The sequence below is a fragment of the Campylobacter insulaenigrae NCTC 12927 genome (assembly GCF_000816185.1).
GTDB classification, from domain to species: domain Bacteria; phylum Campylobacterota; class Campylobacteria; order Campylobacterales; family Campylobacteraceae; genus Campylobacter_D; species Campylobacter_D insulaenigrae.
The window spans coordinates 242,890-257,929 of record NZ_CP007770.1; the positions used below are offsets into that span (position 1 = coordinate 242,890).

Below are 15,040 nucleotides of genomic sequence, written 5' to 3' on the forward strand. Positions count from 1 at the left end.
ATGGATATTATTTTTATACTCCAACTTTTTATCATTTTTTCTATGATAGCTATAGGTGGTAGATATGGTAGCATAGGTCTTGGAGTTTCTGGTGGGCTTGGTATGTGCATTTTAGTTTTAGTTTTTGGTATGCAACCAGCCTCGCTTCCTGTGAATGTTGTTTTTATTATACTTTCTGTGATTACTTGCGTGAGTGTTTTGCAAAGTGCAGGTGGGCTTGATTTATTGGTTAAGATAGCAGAAAGGGCGTTAAAGAAAAAACCTCAAGCTATTGTTTTTATAGGTCCATTAATCACTTCTACTTTTACGATTTTTTGTGGCACTACTTATGTGGCATTTTCTGTTTATCCTGTTATTGCTGAAGTAGCTGCTCAAGCTAAAATTCGTCCCGAAAGACCACTTTCAGTTTCAGTTATAGCAGCAGGTATTGCAGTGGTGGCTTCTCCTATGAGTGCTGCTACTGCTGGAATGGTAGCTATTTTGGCTGCGAGTGGTGTAGGACTTGTTCAAATCTTAGTTGTCATAATGCCAGCATTTTTAATAGGTGTCATGTGTGCATGTTTGAGTGTTTTTAAAAGAGGTAAAGAACTTGAACAAGATGAAGAATTTAAAAGAAAAATAATGGCAGGAGAATATCAGTTTTTAGCTCCAGAAATACAAGAGACAAAACAAAAAATAGATCCAAAAGTTAAAAGAGCTTTAATCATATTTTCTTTAGGCATTTTGACTATCATTTTCTTTGGTACTTTTACGAATTTATTACCTCACTATAAATTAGCTGGTGGTGAAATAGAAAGACTTTCCACCCCGAATTTAATCCAAATGATTATGCTTGCAACTGCCTGTTTCATAATGCTTTTTGCTAGAATTCCTGCAAACAAATTAACCGAAGCATCAGTGTTTAAATCTGGTTTAATAGGTGTTGTAGGAGTTTTTGGTATAGCTTGGATGACAGGAACGTTTTTTGAAGCCTATAAACCTTTATTTAGCGATTCTTTATCGCATGTTGTAAGAGATTATCCTTATTTGTTTGGATTAGCTTTATTTGCTTTTTCTATGGTGATTTTCTCTCCATCAGCAACAGTAGCTGCTTTAATGCCTTTAGGTGTGAGTTTGGGAATTCCTCCTCATATTCTTGTAGTACTTTATCCTTGTGTAAGTGGAGATTTTATAGTACCTGGTGCAAATCAAATTGCTTGTGTAGCTTTTGATAGGACAGGCACTACAAAAATAGGTAAATTTGTGATAAATCACTCTTATTTAAGACCAGGTTTTGCTTTGATTATTGGTGCTGTTGTAAGTGCTTATTTTATATCACAAATTGTTTTTTAATTATTATTGAGTTTTTAAAATAATTGTTGTTTTATTAAAATATTGTGATAGTATTTTATTGATTATTTAATAAAACATAAGGAGTATTTATGGCAAATTATCCAAAAGCTATTGGTCCATATTCAGTTTATAGAGAAGCAAATGGTTTGCTGTTTATTTCGGGTCAACTTCCTATTAATCCAAAAAGTGGTAATATAGAAAATGAAGACATTAAAGAGCAAACTAAACAATCTTTGCTAAATATAAAAGCGATCTTAGAAGAAAATAATCTTCATTTTAATAATGTGATAAAAACTACATGTTTTTTAGCAAATATCGAAGATTTTATTTCATTTAATGAAGTTTATTCTGAATTTTTTGCAGCTCCGTATCCAGCAAGAAGCGCTTTTGCGGTTAAAGATCTTCCAAAAGGAGCAAAAGTAGAGATAGAGGTTGTTGCTCATAAAGTGTAGAATAAGACTTATTATTTATCTTGTATATGTGTTATTTTGGAATTTTTAGTTTTTTAAATGAGAAATTTATTTTTTTATTGTAAAATACGGCTTATTTTTTAATTTTAGGAGATATAAATGGCAACTTTTGATGATGTTAGAGCGGTTGTGGTTGAGCAATTAAGTGTCGATGAAGATACAGTAAAAATGGAATCAAAAATTATCGAAGATTTAGGTGCTGATTCTTTAGATGTTGTTGAATTAGTAATGGCTTTAGAAGAAAAATTTGATGTTGAAATTCCAGATAGTGATGCTGAAAAACTTGTAAAAATAGAAGATGTTGTAAATTATATTGATAATCTTCAAAAATAATTATTTTTAAATTTTAAGGAGAACGGGTTGAAACGCGTTGTAATAACAGGTTTAGGAATGATTAATGCCCTTGGATTAGATAAGGATAGTTCATTTAAAGCTATTTGTGAAGGTAAAAGTGGCGTTGATAAAATTACTCTTTTTGATGCTTCTGAATTTCCAGTTCAAATTGCTGCTGAAGTAAAAAATTTTGATCCTTTGAGTGTGTGTGATGCCAAAGAGGTTAAAAAAGTAGATCGTTTTATACAGCTTGGCATCAAGGCTGCAAAAGAGGCTATGGAAGATGCTAAATTTGATAGTGATATAAATAAAGAAGAATTTGGAGTAGTTTCAGCTGCTGGAATAGGCGGACTACCAAACATTGAAAAAAATTCTGTTATTTGTTCAGAGCGTGGACCTCGTAAAATTTCTCCCTTTTTTATTCCTTCGGCATTGGTCAATATGCTTGGTGGAATTATTTCCATTGAACATGGATTGCAAGGTCCAAATATATCTTGCGTAACAGCATGTGCTGCAGGGACTCATGCTGTTGGAGAAGCATACAAGAGTATAGCTTTGGGTAATGCAGATAGGATGCTTGTTGTGGGTGCTGAAGCTGCAATTTGTTCTGTAGGAATTGGTGGTTTTGCCGCAATGAAAGCACTTTCTACTAGAAATGATGAACCATCAAAAGCTTCAAGACCGTTTGATAAAGAAAGAGATGGTTTTGTTATGGGCGAAGGTGCTGGAGCTTTAGTTTTAGAAGAATATGAAGTAGCAAAAAAACGTGGTGCAAAAATTTATGCTGAATTAGTTGGATACGGTGAAAGTGCTGATGCTAATCATATAACCTCTCCGACGTTAGAAGGTCCTTTGCGTGCTATGAAGAAAGCTTTAAATATGGCTGGTAATGTAAATATTGATTATATTAATGCACATGGAACTTCAACTCCTGCAAATGACAAAAATGAAACTGCAGCTATTAAAGAATTATTTAAAGACAAAGTTCCACTAGTTAGTTCTACAAAAGGGCAGACTGGACATTGTTTAGGCGCTGCAGGTGCTATTGAAGCAGTAATTTCTTTAATGGCGTTAGACCAAGGTATTATTCCACCAACAATCAATCAAACTAGTGCAGATGAGGATTGTGATTTAAATTATGTTCCAAATGTTTCAGTTAATCACGATTTAAAAGTAGTTATGAGTAATTCTTTTGGATTTGGCGGAACTAATGGTTGCGTAATCTTTAAAAAGTTGGATTAAATGGCTTCTTATTTGGATTTTGAAAAAAGCATTCAGCAAATTGATGAAGATTTAGCTAATGCTAAGATCAAAGGTGATTATGAAGCAGTTAAAATTTTAGAGAAAAATCTAGAAAAAGAAACACAAAAAATTTATAAAAATTTAAGCGATTATCAACGTTTGCAACTTGCAAGACATCCTGATCGTTTATATGCTTTAGATTATATTCAAGCTATTTTAACTGATGCTTATGAAATACATGGAGATAGAGCTTTTAGAGATGATCCTGCTATAGTTTGTTACTTAGGATATATAGGTGGTAAAAGAGTTATAGTAATAGGTGAACAAAAAGGAAGGGGTACAAAAGAAAAACTATATAGAAATTTTGGTATGCCGCATCCAGAAGGTTATAGAAAAGCTTTAAGAGTAGCTAAAATGGCTGAAAAATTTGATATACCAGTTGTTTTTTTAGTAGATACTCCGGGTGCATATCCAGGTATAGGTGCAGAAGAAAGGGGTCAAAGCGAAGCTATAGCTAGAAATTTATATGAACTTAGTAATCTAAAAACTATAAGCATTGCTATTGTTATAGGTGAAGGTGGAAGTGGAGGAGCTTTAGCTATAGGGGTTGCAGATAAACTTGCTATGATGAAAAATTCTGTATTTTCGGTAATTTCCCCAGAAGGTTGTGCAGCTATTTTGTGGAATGATCCATCTAAAATAGAGGCTGCAACAAAGGCCATGAAAGTGACAGCTGATGATTTAAAAAATCAAGGTTTAATAGACGATGTAATAGAAGAACCTATGAGTGGAGCCCATAGAGATAGAGAAAATGCCATAAAAAATGTAAGTGATTATATTTTAAAAAGCATTGAGGAATTAGAAAAATTTGATGTAAGAGAGTTAGCTGCTTTGAGAATGCAAAAAATATTTAAAATGGGTGCGTTTGCAAAATAGAATAAATATTTATAGATTTCAACTTCTTTTAAAGAAGAAAAGAATATAATAATAACTTCAATTTTGTGGTTGGATAGCTCAGTCGGTAGAGCAGCAGACTGAAAATCTGCGTGTCGGCAGTTCGATTCTGCCTCTAACCACCATTTTTATTATAAAGTTTCTCCATTTCATCCAATTCATATTGTTTAAATCCAGCTTTAATTCTAGCTTCTTTGTTATACTGTTTTCCTATTAAATTAAATTCTTTGAAATTTCTACATAAGGATATATAATCATCTTTTTCATCTTTTGCAAATTCCCACCATATATTTCCTTTATTTACATGCTTAATTTCATCTTCTAATATAATTTTAAAAATATCTTTGAAAAGTATTTTTATAGGATGATTGCTTGAATTTAATTTTTTTAAGACAAAAGGATTGGCATCTAGTCCTTTTGCTTCAAGTCCTCTATGCACTATACCCATTCTTTGAGCCAAACTATCTTTTGTTAAAAATAGAGCTTGTTCAAGATTATCATGAGCACTAAAATCACCATATTTAAATCCTAATTCATTTAAAATTTTTTCAAGTAATAAAAAATGTTTTATTTCTTCATCTGCTACCTCAAGCCAATCTTTATAAAAATTATAGGGTAAATTCTTAAAACGATAACTCGCATCTAAAGCTAAATTTATAGCACTATATTCTATATGAGCTATTGAATGGATAATTTTAGCTAATGCTAAAGTACTATTTGCTTGTTTAGGTCTTCGTATTTTTGTAGGATGAAGTATTTTTACTTGAATATTCTCTTGGATAATAGCTTTATGATTATGATTAAAATCACATAGATTAAGTTTAAAATTCTCATAAAAATTTTTAAAAATATCAATTTTGGTATTGATATTTTTTTCATATAAAATTTTTTCTAAATTTGTAAAGAAATTTATCCGCATTTTTTCTCTCATTAAATATTGTATAAGAATAAAAAGTATAATATAAAAATTTTTAATTTTTACAAAAAAAGGTAATGAAAATATGATCGATGTCGTCCATGCTCTTTTTTTTAGAGAGCTAAAGACTAGATTTGGGATTAATAAACATTTGGGCTATTTTTGGGTGATTGGTGAACCTATGCTAATTGTTTTTGTGATAGTTTCTGTTGTTAGTGCTATAAGAGAATTTCATCATCAAGTTATGCCACCAGGTATTTCTATTTTTATGTTTTTAGCGGTAGGAATCATACCTTTTTTTATGTTTAGAAGTATTATAAATCAAATCATTAATGGTATAAGTTCAAATTTACCTTTATTTGCTTATAAACCGGTACGACCTATACATGTTTTTATAGCAAGAGCATTATTAGAATTTTGTATTTATATGACGATTTTTATGTTTGTTATGTTTATTGCTGGATGGTTTATTCATTATGATGTGTTGCCAAGACATTTCTTAGAAGTATTATTTTCTTTTGTATTATTGTTAGTATTTGCATTTTCTTTGGGGATATGTTTTGCGATAATTGGACATTTTGTGGAATCTTTGAAGCTGCTTCTTACTTATTTTAGTATAGTTTTTTATTGGACTTCCGGAGTTATTTTCCCTGCTTTTTTAACCCCTCGTTCTATACTAGATATTTTATATTATAATCCTTTGATGCATGTAATGGAGCTTTTAAAATATAATTTTTTTGATCATTATCCTTTGCAAGATGATTATAATTATACTTACCCTTTAGCTTGGGTTTGTGTTATTTTATTTATAGCTTTGTTTTTATATTATTATAATAGACAGGCTATTGTTGCAGTGAGAAAGACATGATTAAATTAGTAAATTTAACTAAATCATATCCTTTAACACATGGAAGACATTATGTATTTAAAGATTTATCTTTTGAATTTCCAGAAAATTGTAGTATAGGTTTGATGGGATGTAACGGGGCAGGTAAATCAACTTTAATGAAACTATTAAGTGGTTCTGAATTACCTGATCGTGGAAAAATTATAACAAATAAAAAGTTATCTTGGCCTTTGGGTTTAGGTGGAGCTTTTCAGCACAGATTATCAGCTAGAGATAATGTAAAATTTGTTGCACGAGTATATGGATATAAAGGAAAAGAATTAGACAAAAAGGTGGAATTTGTTGAGGAATTTGCTGAAATAGGAAAATTTTTTAATGAACCTATGAACACTTACTCAGCAGGTATGAGTGCTAGAATTTCTTTTGGATTAAGTATGGCATTTGACTTTGATTATTATTTAATTGATGAAGCTGGAGCAGTTGGAGATCCAAGTTTTCAAGAAAAAAGTCTTAAACTTTATAAAGAGCAATTAAGCAAATCAAAGGTTATTATGGTTTCACATAATGTGGCTGAAATTAAGCAATGGTGCGATAAAATCATATTTATGCAAAATGGTCAAGCAACTGTTTATGATGATATAGAAGAAGGAATAGCTGTGTATCAAGGGATGATTAATGCAAAATAAAATATTTGAGAAAATTAAAAATATAGAAATTCTACATTCATTTAAAATTGTTTTGATTATAATGTTTTTTGTAATATTTTATTATCTTTTTATGGCAGCAGATCGTTATGTAAGCGAAAGCATACTTAGTGTTAAATCAACTGCAGGGAATAATTCAGCAGTCAATGGTCTAGCTTCATTGCTTACAAATAATTCTTTTTCTAGTGAGGATACAAATTATTTAAAATTTTATATTCATTCTTTGGATATGTTAAAAATTTTAGAAGAAAAAATCAATATTCAAGAGCTTTACAAAAAACATAAATTTGACATTTTTTATAGTGTGTCAAATTCCATGAGTCAAGAAAGTTTTTTAAAATATTATCAAAAACGTGTAAAAATTGTAGAAGAAAATCTAGGTAGTGGAATATTTAAGATAGAAGTAGAAGGATTTGAGCCAGAAGATGCTCATTTGATAGCTACTACTATAGTTAAAGAAAGCGAAAGATTTATTAATGAAATTTCACATAAAACCGCAAGAGAGCAAATGGCTTTTGCTGAAGAAGAGTTATTTAAATTTAAACAAAGATTTCAAAAAGCAAAAGATGAACTTTTAGCTTTTCAAAACAAATATGGAGTGTTTGACCCACTTAAACAATCAGAAGGAATTTTAAAACTTGTAGCTGAACTTGAAGCTAAGATTGCTACAAAAGAAGCTGAGCTTTTGATGATGCAAAGTTATATCAATGATAATGCACCACAAATTGTCACTATAAAATCAGAAATCACAGCATTAAAAAAACAACTTCAAAAAGAGAAAGCTAAGATCACTTCATCAAAGTCATCACAAAAATTAAATGATTTAGCAGCTAAATTTCAAGATCTTACTATAGAAGTAGGTTTTGCAGAAAGTGCTTATACAGCAGCTTTAAAAGCTTATGAAACTGCAAGGATTGAAGCTCTAAGGAAAATTAAGCAAGTGGTAATTATACAAAGTCCTAGTGTACCACAAAGTGCAAAATATCCTGAAACTTTATATAATATTTTAACAGCCTTTATGATTTTATCTTTAATTTTTGGTATTGTTAAATTTATTAAAATGATTATTGAGGAGCATAGATATTAATGAAAAAGATTTTATTATTTTTGGTTTTACCACTATTTGTATTTGGTGCAGTAGATGTTTCTCAGATAGCTAAAATTCAAAATGATTCGTTGGATATAAAAGAAAAACAAGTAGTAAATTATGATAGTAATAATAGCGATTTAAATCAAACTCAATTTTCTGTAATCAAGGTTTTTGGTGCACATTTATTTAGTGGTAATTTCACAAAATTTACACAGCATGTTTATAACCCTGATTATAAATTAACCGTAGGTGATAGGATTAATGTAAAAATTTGGGGTGCTGTTGAATTTATTCAGACTTTAACTGTGGATTCTCAAGGAAATATTTTTATTCCTAAAGTTGGAGCGATTAATCTTTTGGGTGTAAAAAATAGTGCTTTGGTAAGTGTTATCACTAAAGCAATAAATAAAATTTATAAAAGTAATGTTTATGTATATGCAGATATGGATATTTATCAGAATGTTTCAGTTTTTGTAACAGGTAATGTAAATCAGCCAGGTCTTTACCAAGGTTTGAGTTCAGATTCTATTATTCAATATATAGATAAAGCAAAGGGAATTAATCTAGAATATGGAAGCTTTAGAGAAATTGAAATTTTAAGAGATAATCAAGTCATTAAAAAAATTGATTTATATGACTTTTTATTAAAAGGTGAATTAGGGCTTTTCCCATTTAGAATGGGTGATGTGATTTTAGTAGGTAGTGTGAAAGATTATGTTTTTGTTAATGGTGATGTACAAAAGCCTTTTAGATTTGAACTAAGTCAAGATATTAAAACTTTAGCTGATATAGCAAATATCGCAGGAGCTAAGCCTATAGTAACAAATGCGGTGGTTAAAAGTTATAGAGCTGATCATAGATTGCAAATAGATGCTTATGCGAAAAAAGATTTTTCAGAGGTAATATTGCATGCAGGTGATGAAATTGAATTTAGACCTGATTATACTGCGCAAAATATTAATATACAAATAGAAGGTGAGCACAGTGGCTTACATTCTATAGTAGTAAAAAAAGGTACTACTTTGGCTGATGTAGTCGATATGATTAGCGCAAATCCACAATCAAATATGCAAGCTTTGCAAATCTTTAGAAAAAGTGTAGCTGCTACTCAAAAACAACTTATAAATGCTCAACTTAAAGAGCTTGAAACATTAGCTCTTACAAGTTCATCTGTGAATGCTGAGCAAGCTAGTATAAGAGCTACTCAAGCAAAGACAATTTTAGACTTTATTGAGCGTGCTAAAAAGGTTGAACCAAAAGGACAGATTGTTATTGATAGTGTAAAAGCTTACAAAGCTGTTGTCTTAGAAGATGGCGATATTATTAATATTCCAAGCAAAAATAATATAGTATTAGTTCAAGGTGAAGTTTCTATACCAGGAGCTTTTGTGTATATAAACAAAGAAAAATTAAGATATTATATTAATTTAGCTGGTGGTTATAGCGACAGAGCTGATGTTTCAAGAGTTTTAATTATTAATGCTAATGGAAAAGCAACAAAATACAATGGTAGAAGTTCAGCAGATGTCAAGCCAGGTGATTCTGTACTAGTTTTACCAAAAGTAGATAGCCAAAATTTACAAGTTGTAAGCATGTTAACTCAAATTTTATATCAAATAGCTATTGCAACAAATGTTGTTTTAAATTTATGAGGTAGAAAATGACTCAAAATGATATGTTGAATATAGCAAAGGAAGTTTTAGAGATAGAATCTAAGACTATTTTAGATTTAACCAAACACTTAAATGATAATTTTATTAAAAGTATCGAGTTGATTTTTTCTATTAAAGGCAGGTGTGTTGTAACTGGCATGGGAAAATCAGGCCACATAGGTGCTAAGATAGCTGCTACCTTAGCAAGTACGGGAACACCTAGCTTTTTTATGCATCCAGGCGAGGCTTTGCATGGAGATTTAGGTATGCTTACTAGTGATGACGTGCTTTTAGCTATATCAAATTCTGGTGAGACTGAAGAAGTTTTAAAACTTATACCAGTAGTTAAAAGACGGCATATTCCTTTGATAATCATGGCGGGTAATGCAAAGTCAACTTTGGCAAAACAAGCAGATTATTTTATTAGTATAGCTATTGAAAAAGAAGCATGCCCATTGCAACTTGCTCCAATGTCTTCTACAACAGCTACTTTAGCTATGGGTGATGCTATAGCCGCAGTTTTAATGAAAAAAAGGCATTTTCAGCCAGATGATTTTGCTTTGTTTCATCCTGGTGGAAGTTTAGGAAGAAAACTTTTAACTAAAGTAAGTGATTTGATGGTCTCACAAAAATTGCCTATAGTTTCTCCTGAGAGTGAATTTAATGAATTGATTGATATTATGACAAGTGGAAAACTTGGACTTTGTATAGTGTTAGAAAATGAAAAATTAGTCGGTATAATTACTGATGGAGATTTAAGAAGAGCACTAAAAAATAATATTAAGCCAAGATTTGATTTTAAAGCTAAAGAAATAATGAGTATTAATCCTAAAACTATAGAAGCAAATGCTATGGCTAGTGAAGCTGAAGAGCTTATGTTAAAACATAAGATTAAAGAAATAATTGTCACACAAGATACAAAAATAGTAGGTATTATACAACTTTATGCAATAGGAAATGTGTGAAACTTTCTATTATAATTCCTTTTGGTTTAAGCAAAGAACGAAATTATATAGAAGAAAGAGTAAGATCTAAAGCAAATGAATTTAGGAGTGATGATAAGGTTGAGTATATTTTTGTTGAAGGATATTCATCTTTAAAGCATGATTTAAAAAATTTTATAGAAAGTAAAGGACATATTTATATAAAAGATGAAAGTCAAATAGATTTTTTTTCACAAGGTAAGTGTCGTAATCTTGGTGCAATCTTTGCTAATGCTAAAGTAATTACATTCTTAGATGTAGATTGTTATATTTCTTCATTTTCTTTAGAAAAAATTTTAAACCTTATAGATGTTAAAAATATATCACAAAGCATTAATGAAATTTTGGTTTTACCTGTAATATATCTTAGTAAAGAAGGTAGTGAATTTATTTATAAACAAGATAAAAAAATGTGGGATGATATCATTAAAAATGATCTTATCGGTGGAAAACGAACTTTGATAAAATATTTTTCTTTAGTATCAAGTACTGTCATTTTAAATAGACATAAATTCTTATCTCTTGGTGGCAATAACAATGAATTCATAGGTCATAGCTATGAAGATCATGATTTTTTTGCAAGATTATTGTTTAATACTACAGATTTTTTAAAATCTCCTAAAGCACTTTGTTATGATGAGGGTACTTGGAATATTAGAAAATTTAAAGGTTTTAGAGCTTGGTTTTCTTTGCTTGGTTATGAGATGAGTTTTCATGGTGTATATATGTATCATTTTTTTCATGAAGAACCTAATCAAAATAATTATATGTCTAATCGTAGAAAAAATCATAAAAAATTTTATGAGAATTTAAAGAGTTTGAAAAAGTATCAAATTACACCTTTGCTGGATAAAAGTGTATTAAATGATAAGATATTACTTTTATGTAATGATGAGAAATTAATTTTAAATTCCTTAAGAGATGTCATTTCATATATTGGAAAAATTCAAAGTGAAAAGGAAAGTTATTTTTTTGATGGTAGCAATTTTCAACAAGATAAATTTTTAAATTTTATTAAAGATAAAAAAATTAATGTAGTGTTATTTCCAAACCCTTACGGTAATGAAAAAAGACGCATTATATATGATTTTGTAAGAGAAAATAATATTAAGTTTATTTGTTATGATAGAGGTGCATTACCTGATAGTTGGTTCTTTGATGTTAATGGATTTAATTATGATTCTACTTCATATCATGAAAATAATTGGAACAAAAATCTTAACGAAAAGCAGATTTTAGAATGTCAAAAGTATATTGATAATGTAATTAATGGAAATAATTTTTTAGAAAAACAAGGAAAAAGAAAATTATACTTTTTGGAAAAAAAATACAAAAATTCAAATAAAAAAGTAGTTTTTATCCCTTTACAGGTTGAAAATGATAGCGTAGTAAAATATTTTGCTTACAAACCATTTTCATATGAAAATTTTTTAGGTATTATCAATAAGCTGGCAGAAAAATTACAAAATACTCACATTTTTATAGCGAAAAAACATCCATTAAGTTTGAAAATTCACTCAAATCAATATAAAAAAATATATTTTGTTGATAATAATACCAATATCATCGATTTAATAAACGTTTGTGATGTTTTGGTGACTTTAAATTCTGGGGTTGGTGTTTATGCTATGATGATGAATAAACCTTGTATAAACTGTGCTAATGCTTTTTATAACTTTGAAGGTATAAATTACAAGGCAAAAGATGAACAAGAACTTGAAAAACTTTTAAATAGTGATTTGAAAGTAGATTACAATAAGGTTTTAAAATTTGTATATTTTTTAAATAAATATTTTTATAGTTATGGTAAATCAGAATATAAAAAAACTTTTAAAAATAAAAGATTTTATAATAAAGTGCAAAGTATTAAATTTTATGAAATAAATATTGATTTTGAAAACAAATTAAAACTAGAATCTGTAGATAAAATAATGTATAATTTAAATTCTTTAGTATATCAACCTTATATTTATGAGATAAAAAATAATAATTTATTTGTAAAAATATTTGATTTATTGTTGCCAGATTTTGTTAAGACAAAGATTTCTCATCTAAGGTATTATAGACTTTTAAAAAAATTATTGTATAGTCCAAAGTTATTTTTTGAGGATATGAAAAAAATTAATTAGTATCATCACATATTTTTTCAAATTCTTGATAATATTTCCAAGATGCTATTATGTCAGGACGATTAGTTTTAATATGATTTAATTGAGCGTTGAAAGTATTTTTCCAAATATTTCTTATTTCTCTATTTTCTTTCATAAATTTTAATATATTTTCTTCTTTAATTAAATGTTTTTTCTTGTCTTTCATTTTTTGATCTAATTCTAAAATAAATTTATTAAGATATTTCTGAGTATATTCTTTTAATTTAGTGTTGTTTAAAAAATAATTTAAATCATTATTGTGAACACAAAATATTAAATTCTTAAAAATATTGTGTATTAAAATGTTATTAATATTCTTATAGTTTTTTAACTTATATACATTTTTTAATTGTTTTGTGGTAATAATAATTTGTATATTTTTATCAGTCCCATTCTCTAATACATCTTTTAAATTTGCATTTAGTGTAATTGGTAACAATACGCCAAGTTCATCATAAGTTAAACCATTGTCCAATTCATGCTCAAAAGGTATTCTTGGGATATTATATAGAGAATTTAAATTTTGTAATGTGTGTAGAATTTTACTAGGTCTAATATATTCCATATCAATATAATTAATACATTTTGGTTTTAGAGAATTTATCATAAAATCCATTCTTAAAAAAGATTCTGCATAGCTCCAATAAGTTCGTATGTGTTCACATGTTGGATTTTTGGCTTCAAAATAGTAAGTTTCTCTATCTAAAATATTGTGTACAGGTGTTTTCAAATCACAATTGTCAATTTTGTCTACTTTAAAATTTATATGGTTAAGTCCAGTTTTTAGTCTAGATATAGGATCTCGTGCAAGATATACAGCAGGTTTTGTATTATTAATGAGTTTTAAAAATCTATTTAAATCTTTTCTGCTAATATAAATGTGGGTATAATCAAAATACGCAATTATATTATATAGGCCATTTTTGAGTAAATTTGTATAGTAATAAAAATACATTGAATATGAATCATGATGAGAGCAACTTATTATATTTATATCACAAAGTTCAAGATACATATGCAATGCACCATGACCTGATAATGATGAACCAAGTACTACAAATTCATAATTATCCGGTAAAGGTAAATTCATCTCCCATGCAAGTTCAGCAGGGATATTATGATAATTTATTTGTTCATTTTCATCATTAAGTTTTTTAGGATCTAATAATGATGGATAAGGATGATTTTCTTTTTTATATTTTTGATAAAAATCATCTGATAATAACCATTCTTTTATTAATTCAAAATTATTTAAAAAATAATCAAAATTATGAAAGATATTATCTATAATAGCTTGATAATCTTTGTGAGTATGTAAGACTTCTTTGATTTTTTCAAAATTGTTTATAAATTTATCTTTATTATTTGCTATTACTTCATACACGCAAGATGAGATAATATTAAATTCTTTCAAGATAGAATTTATATTTTTATAATCTTTTTTAGCTTTTTTTATATCTTTAAATAAAGTAAAATATCCACCTTTAAATTTATTTTTATCAGCATTAATTAAAACAATCCCTAGCATATAAGAAAGATGAAATTTATATTTTATACTTTCATTATAATCACAACAAGTTTCTAATCTTGGATAAGTAAGTTGAGGAAATAATTTTATAGTTTGTTTATATATTTTTTGTTCTTTAGTGTATTCTTTTTTTATTTTATATAATTTATATATTAAGCTTAAATACCCCCCCCCATTAGCTCTATGTTCTATCATAGTAGAACCTAAGCGATAAGCTAGTTGGTTTTTAATTCTTAATATTGCTGAATTTTGCATTTATTTTTAGCCTTTTTAGTAAATTAAAGAGAGGATTATATCCCCCCCCCATTTAAATTAGTCTGAATTTATTATTTATGATAAAAAGTTATTTTATTTTTCTAAATTCTTTTTTTAAGTTTTAATTATATATAATTTTCCTACTAATAAAAATATGAAAAATGGTGTTTATTTCAATGAAAAAAGTCGGCGTAGTAATTCCCATATATAATGTAGAAAAATATCTAAGAGAATGTTTAGATAGTGTAATCAATCAAACTTATAAAAATTTAGAAATAGTATTAGTTAATGATGGAAGTACAGATGAAAATTCACTTAATATAGCTAAAGAATATACTTTAAAAGATGAAAGATTTATTTTATTTGATAAAGAAAATGGTGGACAAAGCACTGCTAGAAATGTAGGTATAGAATATTTTAGTGGAGAATATAAACTACAAAGTACAAACACAGAAAATGATTTAATAGAATTTAATGTAGAAAATAATCATTACAATATATACAAAGCTTATAAAAGCTCTAAAGCTTTTAATAATAACTTAGAAAATTTCTCTCATCCTTTAATTGATTATATTATCTTTTTA

General features: G+C 28.1%; 13 protein-coding genes, 1 tRNA gene and 1 pseudogene. 13 read left to right on the forward strand and 2 right to left on the reverse strand.

Annotated features, from left to right (window positions below):
- The 6 genes from CINS_RS01375 to CINS_RS01400 all read left to right on the forward strand — a co-directional run bounded on the left by CINS_RS01375 (window position 1) and on the right by CINS_RS01400 (window position 4,456).
- Window positions 1-1,332: an anaerobic C4-dicarboxylate transporter family protein gene (locus CINS_RS01375; protein ID WP_039649201.1), complete on the forward strand. Its 1,332-nt coding sequence runs from the start codon at window positions 1-3 to the stop codon at window positions 1,330-1,332.
- Window positions 1,333-1,421: 89 nt separating this feature from the next.
- Window positions 1,422-1,784 carry a Rid family detoxifying hydrolase gene (locus CINS_RS01380; protein ID WP_039649202.1) on the forward strand — a complete coding sequence of 121 codons (363 nt, stop codon included), beginning with the start codon at window positions 1,422-1,424 and terminating at the stop codon, window positions 1,782-1,784.
- 117 nt (window positions 1,785-1,901) lie between these two features.
- Complete coding sequence (gene acpP / locus CINS_RS01385) at window positions 1,902-2,135, forward strand: acyl carrier protein (RefSeq protein WP_039649204.1); 234 nt, start codon at window positions 1,902-1,904, stop codon at window positions 2,133-2,135.
- A 27-nt stretch (window positions 2,136-2,162) separates the two neighbouring features.
- Entirely contained in the window at window positions 2,163-3,377 is a 1,215-nt protein-coding gene (locus tag CINS_RS01390) for a beta-ketoacyl-ACP synthase II (protein ID WP_039649205.1), read from the forward strand.
- Window positions 3,378-4,313 (forward strand): acetyl-CoA carboxylase carboxyltransferase subunit alpha, encoded by a 936-nt coding sequence (locus tag CINS_RS01395; protein ID WP_039649207.1) that lies wholly within the window; start codon window positions 3,378-3,380, stop codon window positions 4,311-4,313.
- A gap of 67 nt (window positions 4,314-4,380) precedes the next feature.
- Window positions 4,381-4,456: transfer RNA gene (locus CINS_RS01400), tRNA-Phe, on the forward strand.
- On the opposite strand, the gene CINS_RS07570 is transcribed toward CINS_RS01400, so the two are convergent.
- Window positions 4,447-5,250: a ferritin-like domain-containing protein gene (locus CINS_RS07570; protein ID WP_052252000.1), complete on the reverse strand. Its 804-nt coding sequence runs from the start codon at window positions 5,248-5,250 to the stop codon at window positions 4,447-4,449. The genes CINS_RS01400 and CINS_RS07570 overlap by 10 nt on opposite strands.
- Window positions 5,251-5,332: 82 nt before the next feature.
- Between CINS_RS07570 and kpsM the strand changes: the two genes are divergently transcribed.
- From kpsM to CINS_RS01430, 6 genes are read left to right on the forward strand one after another with little or no spacing between them, the layout of a single operon-like run.
- Complete coding sequence (gene kpsM / locus CINS_RS01405) at window positions 5,333-6,115, forward strand: capsule polysaccharide transporter KpsM (protein ID WP_039649209.1); 783 nt, start codon at window positions 5,333-5,335, stop codon at window positions 6,113-6,115.
- Window positions 6,112-6,780: a capsular polysaccharide export system, ATP-binding protein gene (locus CINS_RS01410; protein WP_039649210.1), complete on the forward strand. Its 669-nt coding sequence runs from the start codon at window positions 6,112-6,114 to the stop codon at window positions 6,778-6,780. The genes kpsM and CINS_RS01410 overlap by 4 nt, the downstream gene beginning before the upstream one ends.
- A complete protein-coding gene (locus CINS_RS01415; RefSeq protein WP_039649211.1) occupies window positions 6,770-7,885 on the forward strand; it encodes a capsular polysaccharide export system, inner membrane protein in 1,116 nt (371 codons plus the stop codon). The genes CINS_RS01410 and CINS_RS01415 overlap by 11 nt, the downstream gene beginning before the upstream one ends.
- Complete coding sequence (locus tag CINS_RS01420; protein WP_039649213.1) at window positions 7,885-9,540, forward strand: capsular polysaccharide export system, periplasmic protein; 1,656 nt, start codon at window positions 7,885-7,887, stop codon at window positions 9,538-9,540. Before CINS_RS01415 ends, CINS_RS01420 begins: the two co-directional genes overlap by 1 nt.
- Before the next feature lie 23 nt (window positions 9,541-9,563).
- Window positions 9,564-10,505, forward strand: coding sequence for a KpsF/GutQ family sugar-phosphate isomerase (locus tag CINS_RS01425; RefSeq protein WP_414973618.1), 942 nt, complete (start codon window positions 9,564-9,566; stop codon window positions 10,503-10,505).
- Window positions 10,502-12,652 (forward strand): glycosyltransferase-like protein, family 2, encoded by a 2,151-nt coding sequence (locus CINS_RS01430; RefSeq protein WP_039649216.1) that lies wholly within the window; start codon window positions 10,502-10,504, stop codon window positions 12,650-12,652. The genes CINS_RS01425 and CINS_RS01430 overlap by 4 nt, the downstream gene beginning before the upstream one ends.
- On the opposite strand, the gene CINS_RS01435 is transcribed toward CINS_RS01430, so the two are convergent.
- Window positions 12,645-14,456 carry a capsular polysaccharide biosynthesis protein gene (locus CINS_RS01435; protein ID WP_039649218.1) on the reverse strand — a complete coding sequence of 604 codons (1,812 nt, stop codon included), beginning with the start codon at window positions 14,454-14,456 and terminating at the stop codon, window positions 12,645-12,647. The two genes, CINS_RS01430 and CINS_RS01435, sit on opposite strands and share 8 nt — an antisense overlap.
- Window positions 14,457-14,632: 176 nt before the next feature.
- On the opposite strand from CINS_RS01435, the pseudogene CINS_RS08055 reads away from it, so the two are divergent.
- Window positions 14,633-14,992 (forward strand): annotated as a pseudogene (locus CINS_RS08055) (glycosyltransferase family 2 protein); the annotation flags it as partial.
- Window positions 14,993-15,040: the final 48 nt, after the last annotated feature.

Bases quoted from the DNA above. Each gene is read 5' to 3' on its own strand.
- CINS_RS01395 (WP_039649207.1), top strand. From the start codon at position 3,378: ATGGCTTCTTATTTGGATTTTGAAAAAAGCATTCAGCAAATTGATGAA.
- CINS_RS01435 (WP_039649218.1), bottom strand. From the start codon at position 14,456: ATGCAAAATTCAGCAATATTAAGAATTAAAAACCAACTAGCTTATCGC.
- CINS_RS01420 (WP_039649213.1), top strand. From the start codon at position 7,885: ATGAAAAAGATTTTATTATTTTTGGTTTTACCACTATTTGTATTTGGT.
- CINS_RS01425 (WP_414973618.1), top strand. From the start codon at position 9,564: ATGTTGAATATAGCAAAGGAAGTTTTAGAGATAGAATCTAAGACTATT.
- CINS_RS01410 (WP_039649210.1), top strand. From the start codon at position 6,112: ATGATTAAATTAGTAAATTTAACTAAATCATATCCTTTAACACATGGA.
- CINS_RS07570 (WP_052252000.1), bottom strand. From the start codon at position 5,250: ATGCGGATAAATTTCTTTACAAATTTAGAAAAAATTTTATATGAAAAA.
- CINS_RS01375 (WP_039649201.1), top strand. From the start codon at position 1: ATGGATATTATTTTTATACTCCAACTTTTTATCATTTTTTCTATGATA.
- CINS_RS01415 (WP_039649211.1), top strand. From the start codon at position 6,770: ATGCAAAATAAAATATTTGAGAAAATTAAAAATATAGAAATTCTACAT.
- acpP (WP_039649204.1), top strand. From the start codon at position 1,902: ATGGCAACTTTTGATGATGTTAGAGCGGTTGTGGTTGAGCAATTAAGT.
- CINS_RS01380 (WP_039649202.1), top strand. From the start codon at position 1,422: ATGGCAAATTATCCAAAAGCTATTGGTCCATATTCAGTTTATAGAGAA.
- kpsM (WP_039649209.1), top strand. From the start codon at position 5,333: ATGATCGATGTCGTCCATGCTCTTTTTTTTAGAGAGCTAAAGACTAGA.